Source organism: Candidatus Sordicultor fermentans (genome assembly GCF_012728195.1).
GTDB classification, from domain to species: Bacteria; Atribacterota; Atribacteria; order Atribacterales; family Caldatribacteriaceae; genus Sordicultor; species Sordicultor fermentans.
The window spans coordinates 1-9,850 of the sequence record NZ_JAAYFP010000036.1 but is presented as its reverse complement, the minus strand read 5'-3'; the positions used below and the strand labels follow the sequence as shown (position 1 = coordinate 9,850).

Sequence of the window (9,850 nt, the reverse complement as noted above, 5' to 3'; positions counted from 1 at the left end):
CCTCCTTTTCTCCTCTGGGGAGTTCTTTTAGCTTTGTACTTCTTAGCTTCCATCATTAGATTTTCTTCCTTCATAATCCTTCTTACTCGTTTCTCATTGATAACTATATGATAACTATGTTTCTTAGCCGGGCGGTTATCCTTCTATATCCCCAGAAAGGATGAAGAGTCTTGATTTCTTTATCTCTGCATTTTTTTCTTTAACTTTTCTTTCTGCTTTTTCGGTTGTCTGTCTTTTTCAAGATGTGTAATAACTGCTTCTTGCTATACCCAGAGCTTCACAGGCAGCTTTAATTGTATACCCTTCCTTTTTTAGCTCATCCAGATGCTATTTTTATAGTCAACAGTGTAAGGACGACAGGAGCGCTTCTAGTCTTTAAAAGAGCTTAAAATTAAAATTCCAGAGGAAATAGGAATTGTGGGTTTTGATGATTTGGAGTGGACTTCTCTTATGAACCCTCCATTAATAACTATTTCTCAGCCAATATATACCATTGGTTCTGTCGCTGCTCAATTGTTTTTTATTTTTATAGACTACAGACCTTCAAATATTAAGAAGGAGGTGATAAGCTTATTGCAAGAGAAACAAGTAGGACAATTGCAGGAGCACTTCTTGAAGAAAATACCAGTTACTTTAGAGATTTCATAGGGGTATGAAAAGCTTGAAAAGACAGATGATGAGCTAATGGCAAGCTTAATTTAGTAAAGAAAAAAATGGTAAATTACTTGACCTAAAAGGAGGCGATCTAAAAGTATAAAGCTTTATAGCTTTAAAAAGCAAAAACTACTAATATCAAGTCTTTTTATGAAAGGAGAAGGGAAATGAAAAAATTATTGTTGGTGTTTGAAATTTTAATGGTAAGTGTGATTTTAGTGGTATTTTCTATGGGCCTAAGTGGAAATGCCTTGGCTGCTTCTAAAATCGAAATCACTTTTTGGAATGGGGTAGGCGCTCCGGAGAATGTAGTACTTACTGAGCTCATCTCCAAGTTTAATGAAACCAATGAATATGGAATACATGTCAATGAAGAAATCATGGACTGGAGCACGCTTTACACCAAACTATTGCTTGACTATCGTGTAGGGGCTGCTCCGGATGTGTTGACAATGCAGCAATCAGCTCTTACTCAACAAGCTAGTTTTGGTGTGTTAGCTGATATTGGTAAATTAGCAGAAGAGGTAGGGTTCAAGAAAGAAGATTTTGTAGAAACGGCTTGGGAAGGAACACAACTAAATGGAACAAGATATGCCATTCCTCTCGATATGCATCCTCTTGCCCTATATTACAATACAAAACTCTTTAGAGACGCTGGACTGGATCCTGATAATCCTCCTAAAGATGGGGAAGAATTTTTAAGCTGTGCTCAGAAGCTAACCAAAGACGATCGATATGGGTTTGGTCTTGCTTATAGCGGAGGGATACCTTTCAGGATTTGGATGTCTTTGGTGTGGCAGCATAAGGATGGAAAAATACTTACCGATGATCTTAAGAGAGCAGCATTTGATAACCAAATAGGGATAGAATCTCTGCAATTTTTACAGGACTTAGTATATAAGTATGAAGTTGTTCCGAAAGAAGAAGCATCTCCTGATGATGATTTTGTTAAAGAGATAGTGGCAATGAATATAACAGGTCCTTGGGCTATGTACGATTTTAATAAATACGAAAGTTTAGAATATGGAACTACTCCATTGCCAGTCATATATGACCAGCCAGCAACATGGGGTGATTCACATGTTTTGGTGCTGACAGCTACGGACAATGTTCAAAAAATGGAAGCGGGGATGAAACTTATAAAGTTTCTTTCTGATGAGAGTCTGATCTGGACTCAGAAGGCAGGCCACCTGCCAGTAAGAAAAGAGGTTTTAGAGTCTGAAGAATTCAAAAATCTCAAACTATCGAAAGCTTTTGCGGAATCTCTGCCTTTTACTCACTATTATCCACCGATTGTGAAAAGAGAAGAAGTATTTGGGAGAGAAGCAACTTCACCTTTGGTAGTAATGATTGAATCAGTCATGCTCAACAGAGAAACACCGGAAAATGCGATAAGAAAAGCAGCAGATACAATAAATCAGATTTTGGCAGAGGAATGATTTGAAGCATCTATCAATAGTGAAGCTCGCTCAGTTGAAGATTGGATTAGATTAACCAAGAAAATCTAAAGACTGAGCGAGCTTCGCAGCTCAGAAGGTGGGACACATGAGAGCTAAGGTGGAAGGAAAAACAGCATTCTGGTTTCTCTTGCCGTACTTCTTTCTGTATACATTGTTTTTCCTAATTCCTTTCGTAACCTTAATTCCCATAAGTTTTACTAAGTGGAATATTATAGGAACTCCCAAATTTGTCGGTATAGAAAACTACACTAAACTATTTGGGGATAATTCGTTTTGGAAAGCATTAGGTAATACTGTTTATTACACGGTACTTGTAACAATAGTATTAACAGTATTGGGATTACTTCTTGGAATGCTTTTGAACTTAAAACTGAAAGGTAGGATATTTGCTAGAACCATTGTGCTGTTGCCTTACGTAATATCAAGTGCAGCTGCAGGGATTCTCTGGAAGTGGATATATGATAAAAATTTTGGGATTTTGAATAGTTATCTCCGGATGATAGGTGTTTCTTCACCCCCTGGGTGGCTGTCAAACCCCAAATTGGCAATACCATCGATAGTAATTATGAATTCTTGGTGGTCGGTGGCTTTTAATACCATAGTTTATCTCGCAGCATTACAGGGCATTCCTGAAGAGCTCTACGAAGCAGCAGAAATGGATGGAGCAGGTTCTTTGGCTAAATTTCGTTTTATTACCCTGCCTCTCTTGCGATATACGACAGTTTATGTGGTAGTGCTTTGTTGGGCAAATTCGTTCCAAGTATTTGATGAAATTTATATTATGACTCAGGGAGGACCAGTTGAGAGTACTGTAACCCTCGTGTTTAAGATTTTTACCACGGCCTTTAATAATTTTGAAATAGGATATGCCTCAGCTATTTCGGCTATAACATTGATATTGATATTATTGGCTAGTCTGTTTCAACTAAAAATGGGAGTCTTCCAAGATGAAGAAAAATAAGAAAAAAATAAGCCCTGGTATTGTGGCGCTGTATGTAATTTTAGTGATAGTTGTGCTTTACTATTTGATTCCTCTTCTTGTTATGGTTTCAACGTCCTTTAAGGAGGAATCTGAGGCCCTGAAAAAAACGTGGGAGTGGATTCCTAAACCATTCACTTTTGAAAACTATGTATTCATCATTGATCGATATCCTTTTTTACGTTGGACTATCAATAGTATAATTGTGACAGTGGGGACAGTCGCACTTACCTGTTTTACAGCGTTACCTGCTGGCTACGCTTTTGCCCGTCTGAATTTCCGAGGGAAAAACCTTCTGTTTACTATGTGCTTACTTACAATCATGATTCCCTTTTATGCTTATATGCCCCAGCTGTATTTACTTTTCTACCGTCTTAAGATGCTGAATACTTATATAGGCTTAATGATCCCTCTTTCTGTGAATGCATTTGCCATATTTCTCTTCCGGCAGTTTATTGTAGCCGAAATTCCCCGTGATATTGAAGATGCGGCAAAAATAGATGGTTGCAGCTATTGGGGGATACTTTTTAGGATAGTTTTGCCTTTAATTAGACCAGCAATGACTACGGCTGTTCTTTTTACTGCTTTTAAAAGCTGGAATTACCTGATGTGGCCCTTAGTTGCAACTAGCGGTGACAAAGTAAAAACTTTACCAGTGGGACTTGCTGTTAACGTGTTTGGTGTTACTACAGGAATAATGCATCAGCCTCCCTACACTATAGTTATGGCTGGTGCGTTACTTTCTATTATCATTCCTGTGGTGCTTTTTATCTTTTTGCAAAGATTTTTTGTGAGAGGAATAGTAACTAGTGGATTAAAACAATAAATTTAAATAATTAATAAGGGAGAAGGGGTGAGAAAATGGGTGTATTGATAAAACCAATAGAAAAATACTATGAAGAGCTGGAAGATGAAGTCCGAGGAGCTTTGGATGACTGCATAAATAAACTGGTTAAAATAAAGGAAAGTGGCGGTAATATAGTGGTGGCAACTGGGAGTGGGCCCAATATTCATGAAGGAGTCACGACGCTAATAGCAGAGCTAATTAAAAAAGGTGTAATCGATGGTGTCATAACCAGTTCAGCGGTTATCGCTCATGAGCTAGCCGGGACTCTGGACAGAGTTAAGAGGGTGGATGGAAAGAAGCTGGGTCTCAGCACAGATTTTCTTCCTCGAGGAGATGTTTTTGAATTCACTCAAATGACTGCTGAAGAAATAGAAAAACTCGAAAGAGAAATGGTCATCGATAAAGAATTAATAAAGAAAGGTGAGAATTTAGAGGGCGACATCATTATAAAAGCCGCTGGAAATGTGGCCTATCCTATGGGCTTGCGGACAGAAAGGATTTCCCGGGAAATCCTTTCTGTCTCTTTGGCATACGGATTACCTTTTGAGCTTGTCGCAGGATTTGGTTGTGATCAAAGGACAATGTTGGGAATCGGAGCAGAAAAAAATATACCGGTGATGGTTAGTGTGCCTCAATTAATTGGAGGAGGAACAGTAGGGCTTTCGATTGGTGACAGTATACCTATTTCGGAGAGATGTATGCGTATAGCCCTATTGCTTGAGAAGGCTGACGCCGTCATAGAATCAGCAGTTGCTCTCACTCAAGAGATACACGATGGCCCGTTTGAGTGTTATACTGGTCATGGTATCTGGCCAAACTGGGATGGATATAGAACTTACAGTTTGAAGGAAAAGGTGTTAGTAAGGATTGACCTGGACGTTAACCTGAAAGACGCATGGATAAAAGAAAGAGAAGGCGGAATGGTTCAAAAATCCATTAATATGGGGAAGCCAAAAACTAAAGTCCTTGGTGTTCCTTTCCGGATGGAGATGTCTGGATTCGCTCGTCTGGAGCAAAGCGTGCCTATTGTAGGAGACATAGGGGTAATATGGCCCATAATGGCTTGGAAAATCTGTGAAGCACTGAACATCTCCCTTGATTTTATCAGTTATCCTCAGGAATCGGAAGAAGGTAAAAAAATGCGGGAGTGGATAGTAGAGAATGTTAAACCTTTTGATAAGGAAACATTTCTTGAAAAAACTAAAAATGGACTTCCTATAATCCGCGAAGGGAGAAAATAAACATGAAAACTATTGGTGTAATACCTGCTCGTTATAGTTCTACGAGACTACCGGGAAAGCCACTTGTTGATATATGTGGAAAACCAATGATTCAACATGTCTATGAGAGAGCTAAAAAATCGAGTTCATTAAATGATGTTGTAGTTGCAACCGATGATGAAAGGATTGTCCATACAGTTGTAGATTTTGGAGGGAAAGCGGTACTGACATCACCCACTCACCTCTCAGGAACCAGTAGAACTGCAGAAGTGGTTAAAGAAATGGAAGTAGATATAGTTGTTAACATACAGGGAGATGAGCCATTGGTTGATTCTCGAATGATCGATGAAGTAGTAGAAGTCATGGTGAAAGACGAGAATATTCCTATGGCCACGTTGTGTTATGAAATTTCTGAAGGTAACGAGTTTGACAACCCCAACGTGGTTAAGGTGGTGTTTGATAAAAATAATTTTGCTCTGTACTTTTCGCGATCTCTCATTCCTTTTCCCAGAAACCGGGAGAGTTTCAAATGTTACGAGCACATTGGAATATATGTTTATAGAAAACCTTTTCTGATGGAGTATATTGAAGCGGAGGATACGCCACTACATCTGACTGAGTCGTTGGAGCAACTTAAGGCTTTGGAGTTAGGCTATAAAATAAAAGTGGTAGAGACAAAATACCGGTATGAAGGTCTTGGTGTGGATACCGAGGAAGATCTGGAGAAAGTTCGAGAAATATTAAAAAAAGGAGTTGATTAGCAATAACAGAATCCCAGTTTGTTTTCACTAGTACTCAGAAATATCCCACCTGTCACTCTTCTACCATTTGTGAGTTGGCCAACGGAGATTTATTGACGGCATGGTATGCCGGTAGAGAAGAAGGTTCTGAGGATTCAGTGATTTTGGGGAGCAGACTAAAAGCGGGAAATGATCGATGGGAACCCTTCAGTGTTTTAGTTAATGTTGCAGGGCATGCAGCAGGAAATCCCAGGATATTTGTCGGGCCTGATGAAGCAGTGTGGCTTTTAGCCCCTGTAAACTACGGACGGTGGTGCCAAGGAGGCACTTACCTGTTTCTTAAAAGATCCTATGATGATGGTTGCACATGGACGGATTTAGAATTTTTTATAAAGAGGAAAGGAATTTTAGGTAAAAATAAGCCTCTTCACCTCAAGACAAGGCCTGAAGTGTGGATTATACCAGCAGAGTATGAGAAAAAATGGGTAGCTACATTTGTTTGTTCTCATGATGGAGGAAAAAAGTGGAAAATCTATGGAGACATAGGGGAAAGAGAAAGATTATTACTTGACCAGCCCACTATAGTAGAGCTGAGCGATGGTTCTATATTAGCTTACATGCGCTCTTGGGAAGGATGGATTTATAAGTCTTGTTCTCATGATGGAGGAAAAAGCTGGAGCTTTGCAACAAAAACCAGTCTTCCCAATAATAATAGTGCCATAGACATGGTAAAACTGGATTCTGGAGAGTTAGTTTTGGCTTTTAACCCCACAGGATTGGGAGAAGATGGGAAGCAAAGTGTTGGTCAATCTTCTAAAAACATTAGAAATGTAGATACTGGAAAACTGGATAAAGAGAGTCGTAAACAACTAATCCGTGTTATCCGAAAATTATCTCCTTCTCACCAGGACAATAGTGGTCTATATCCTCCTTGGGGGCCTCGAACACCACTGAGTTTGGCAGTGTCAAAAGATGAGGGAGAATCATGGCAATTGATTATGGACCTAGAAAACCAAGAGGGAGAATATAGCTATCCAGCAATAATTCAGGATAAAAATAAAAGAATACACATAGTTTATACTTACAACCGACTTGCCATTAAGCATGTGTGCCTTGGGGTGGATGATATTCTTAAATTTAATTTCCATAAGTAAATGGCCAGGAGGATATAATCTCAGGCATAGATATATACCTCTTTTGGAAATCAGGAAGTACTTTTGCCAAAATATAATCAGAAAGGAAGGAAACTAATGAAACATTTAGAAGGAATTAACCCGGCAATCCTTACTTTGTTCAATGAGGATTATTCTGTTGATTATGAAGGAATGGAAGCTCTGTTAGATTTTTTAATGGACGCAAAAGTAAATGGGGTATATGTCTGTGGGACAACTGGAGAATTTCCTCTCCTTGCTTTAGAGGAGAGAAAAAAAATAGCTGAGACAGTGGTAAACCATGTAAAAGGGAAAATTACTGTTTATGTTCACATCGGAAGTATCACAACGGGAGATGCTGTAGCATTAGCTAAACACGCTTACGCTTGTGGAGCTGATGGGATAGGAGCTTTGTCTCCTTATTACTATTCCTATTCAGAAGATGAGCTTTTTAGGTATTTTTCTAAAATAGCCAATTCTCTACCTCAGGATTTTCCGGTCTACCTTTACAATATTCCCCAGCGTACTGGAAACCGGATTGATCTTTCTCTATTTGTTAAACTTGTGGAAAACTGCCCTAATATTGTAGGCATAAAAGACAGCAGTGGGAGTTTAACTACGGTTATGGAGTATCTTTTAGCTTTCCGAGAAAAAGATGTAATGATTATCGAGGGAGCAGATGAGCAGCTTTTAAGCGGGTTAAGCGCTGGGTGTAAGGGAAGCATCAGTGGGAATGCCAATGTCTTTCCTGAATTGTTTACTAAATTATGGAAAGAATTCAAGGAAAATAGACTCGAAGAAGCAAGAGAAACTCAGTTAGATATAGCAAAGATAGTTAACGTTCTAAAATATGGTAACATTCCTCTCCTCAAGTATGCTCTTAAGCTACGAGGTATTGGAAATGGCATCTGCAGAGAAGCCTTCAGTACTGTATCAAGCAATGAAACGGTAGAGGGAATAATTAATTGGGCAGAAACTATATTTTAGCTAATAGTTTATGAATGCAGTAGCGGTGAGAGGCAAAGTTTTGTCCCTCACCGCTACTTATTTTTCAAACCCGTTTTTCTTGCTTTCTCTATGTTTTCCGAATAGGATAACAAATTTTGCTACACCGCATCAGCACTCACAGGTGAGAGAAATTGACTCATATAGAGGTCGTAGTAAAAACCACGGGTGGCCATGAGCTCCTCGTGATTTCCCTGTTCTACAATCCGGCCCTGGTTCATAACCAGTATGGTGTCAGCATCGCGGATAGTGGATAATCGGTGAGCAATGACGAAGCTGGTGCGGCCTTGCCTCAGCTCGGCCATGGCTTTCTGGATAAGCATCTCGGTGCGGGTATCTACAGAGCTCGTGGCTTCATCCAGTATCAATATCTTGGGATCAGCTAAAAAAGCCCGGGCTATGGTCAGCAGTTGTTTTTGCCCCTGAGATATATTAGAAGCATCTTCAGTAAGTACAGTATCGTATCCTTGAGGTAGAGTTCTGATAAAGTGGTCTACGTATGCTGCCTGAGCCGCTGCTACTATTTCTTCATCTGTGGCTCCTTCCTTGCCATAGGCAATGTTATCCCTTATAGTGCCATTAAATAGCCAGGTGTCCTGCAGCACCATACCGAAGATCTTGCGCAGGTCGTCTCGCCTCATGTCTCGGATATCTACACCATCTATGGTGATGCGTCCGCTATCTATCTCATAAAAGCGCATGAGCAGATTAACCAGCGTTGTTTTACCAGCTCCGGTGGGGCCTACTATAGCCACAGTTTGGCCGGGCTGGGCATCCAGATTCAAATCCTCGATTAAAGGAGTATCGGGGTGGTAGCTGAAGTATACATGCTCAAATCTTACATGTCCTTTTACATTTTCCAGCACTACCGGGTTTTCGGTATCCGGTATTTCTTCCTCTTCATCCAGCAGTTCAAACACTCGCTCTGCAGAAGCAACAGTAGATTGCAAAACGTTTGTGATGCTGGCAACCTGAATCACCGGTTGGGTAAACCGTCGGGAATACTGGATGAAAGCTTGCACACCACCCAGAGTGATAAGGCCGGTGGCTACACGTATTCCGCCTACCACACATATTACCACATAATTTACGTTGTTCAGGAAATTTATAGCCGGACGTATGATGCCGGATATAAATTGAGCTTTAAAACTGGCTTCATAAACTCTCTCATTCTCTTCGTCAAAGCGCTCTATGGTTTTATCTTGCTGGTTGAATGCTTCAATGATGTTATGACCGGTAAATGCCTCTTCTATATGACCATTTAAAGCACCGGTGCTGTCCCACTGGGCTATAAAGTATTTCTGAGACCGCCTGACCACAAACATGGTTACCAGAAGTGACAGAGGTATAATGGCCAGCGATATCCATGATAGAAGTGGACTTATGGAAAACATCATAATCAGTACCCCTATGACTGTTACCACAGCGTGTATCACCTGGGTGATACTCTGCTGGAGGGTATGAGCTATATTATCTACATCATTGGTTACGCGGCTTAAGATATCGCCGTGAGGATGGTTGTCGTAATATTTTAAAGGCAACCGGGCAAGTTTGGTATCTATGTCCCGCCGCAGTCGGTATACAGTATTCTGGGCTACGCCGGCCATGGTATATTGCTGCAACCATTGAAAGAAAGCAGCCAGAAGATATACAGTTAAAAGGATAAGCAGTATACGCAGCAAGGCGTTGAAGTCTACCCCTTTCCCCGGGGTTACATCCATTGCCGACAACATCTCGGCTAACTGGTCCTGTCCTTTAGCCTTTAGCTCGGCTATAGCCTGCTCTTTGGTCATG

At 40.3% G+C, this 9,850-nt stretch carries 8 protein-coding genes and 1 pseudogene; 8 read left to right on the top strand and 1 reads right to left on the bottom strand.

Features of this window, described 5'->3' with window-relative positions:
• Positions 1-387: 387 nt before the first annotated feature.
• The 8 genes and pseudogenes from GXZ17_RS01830 to GXZ17_RS01795 all read left to right on the top strand — a co-directional run.
• Positions 388-648 (top strand): annotated as a pseudogene (locus GXZ17_RS01830) (substrate-binding domain-containing protein); the annotation flags it as partial.
• A gap of 173 nt (positions 649-821) precedes the next feature.
• On the top strand, positions 822-2,093 hold the full coding sequence (locus GXZ17_RS01825) for an ABC transporter substrate-binding protein (protein ID WP_409375588.1): 1,272 nt from the start codon (positions 822-824) through the stop codon (positions 2,091-2,093).
• Between the two features lie 106 nt (positions 2,094-2,199).
• Positions 2,200-3,075 carry a carbohydrate ABC transporter permease gene (locus GXZ17_RS01820; RefSeq protein ID WP_409375587.1) on the top strand — a complete coding sequence of 292 codons (876 nt, stop codon included), beginning with the start codon at positions 2,200-2,202 and terminating at the stop codon, positions 3,073-3,075.
• Positions 3,062-3,919, top strand: a complete 858-nt coding sequence (locus GXZ17_RS01815; protein ID WP_409375586.1) for a carbohydrate ABC transporter permease — start codon at positions 3,062-3,064, stop codon at positions 3,917-3,919. Before GXZ17_RS01820 ends, GXZ17_RS01815 begins: the two co-directional genes overlap by 14 nt.
• 35 nt (positions 3,920-3,954) lie before the next feature.
• Positions 3,955-5,181 carry a hypothetical protein gene (locus tag GXZ17_RS01810; RefSeq protein ID WP_409375585.1) on the top strand — a complete coding sequence of 409 codons (1,227 nt, stop codon included), beginning with the start codon at positions 3,955-3,957 and terminating at the stop codon, positions 5,179-5,181.
• A 2-nt stretch (positions 5,182-5,183) separates the two neighbouring features.
• Positions 5,184-5,921, top strand: coding sequence for a 3-deoxy-manno-octulosonate cytidylyltransferase (gene kdsB, locus GXZ17_RS01805; RefSeq protein ID WP_409375584.1), 738 nt, complete (start codon positions 5,184-5,186; stop codon positions 5,919-5,921).
• A 92-nt stretch (positions 5,922-6,013) separates the two neighbouring features.
• On the top strand, positions 6,014-7,054 hold the full coding sequence (locus GXZ17_RS01800; RefSeq protein WP_409375583.1) for an exo-alpha-sialidase: 1,041 nt from the start codon (positions 6,014-6,016) through the stop codon (positions 7,052-7,054).
• A 96-nt stretch (positions 7,055-7,150) separates the two neighbouring features.
• Complete coding sequence (locus GXZ17_RS01795; protein WP_409375582.1) at positions 7,151-8,038, top strand: dihydrodipicolinate synthase family protein; 888 nt, start codon at positions 7,151-7,153, stop codon at positions 8,036-8,038.
• Between the two features lie 119 nt (positions 8,039-8,157).
• On the opposite strand, the gene GXZ17_RS01790 is transcribed toward GXZ17_RS01795, so the two are convergent.
• Positions 8,158-9,850, bottom strand: a 1,693-nt coding sequence (locus tag GXZ17_RS01790) for an ABC transporter ATP-binding protein (RefSeq protein ID WP_409375581.1), incomplete at its 5' end; no start/stop codon positions are given.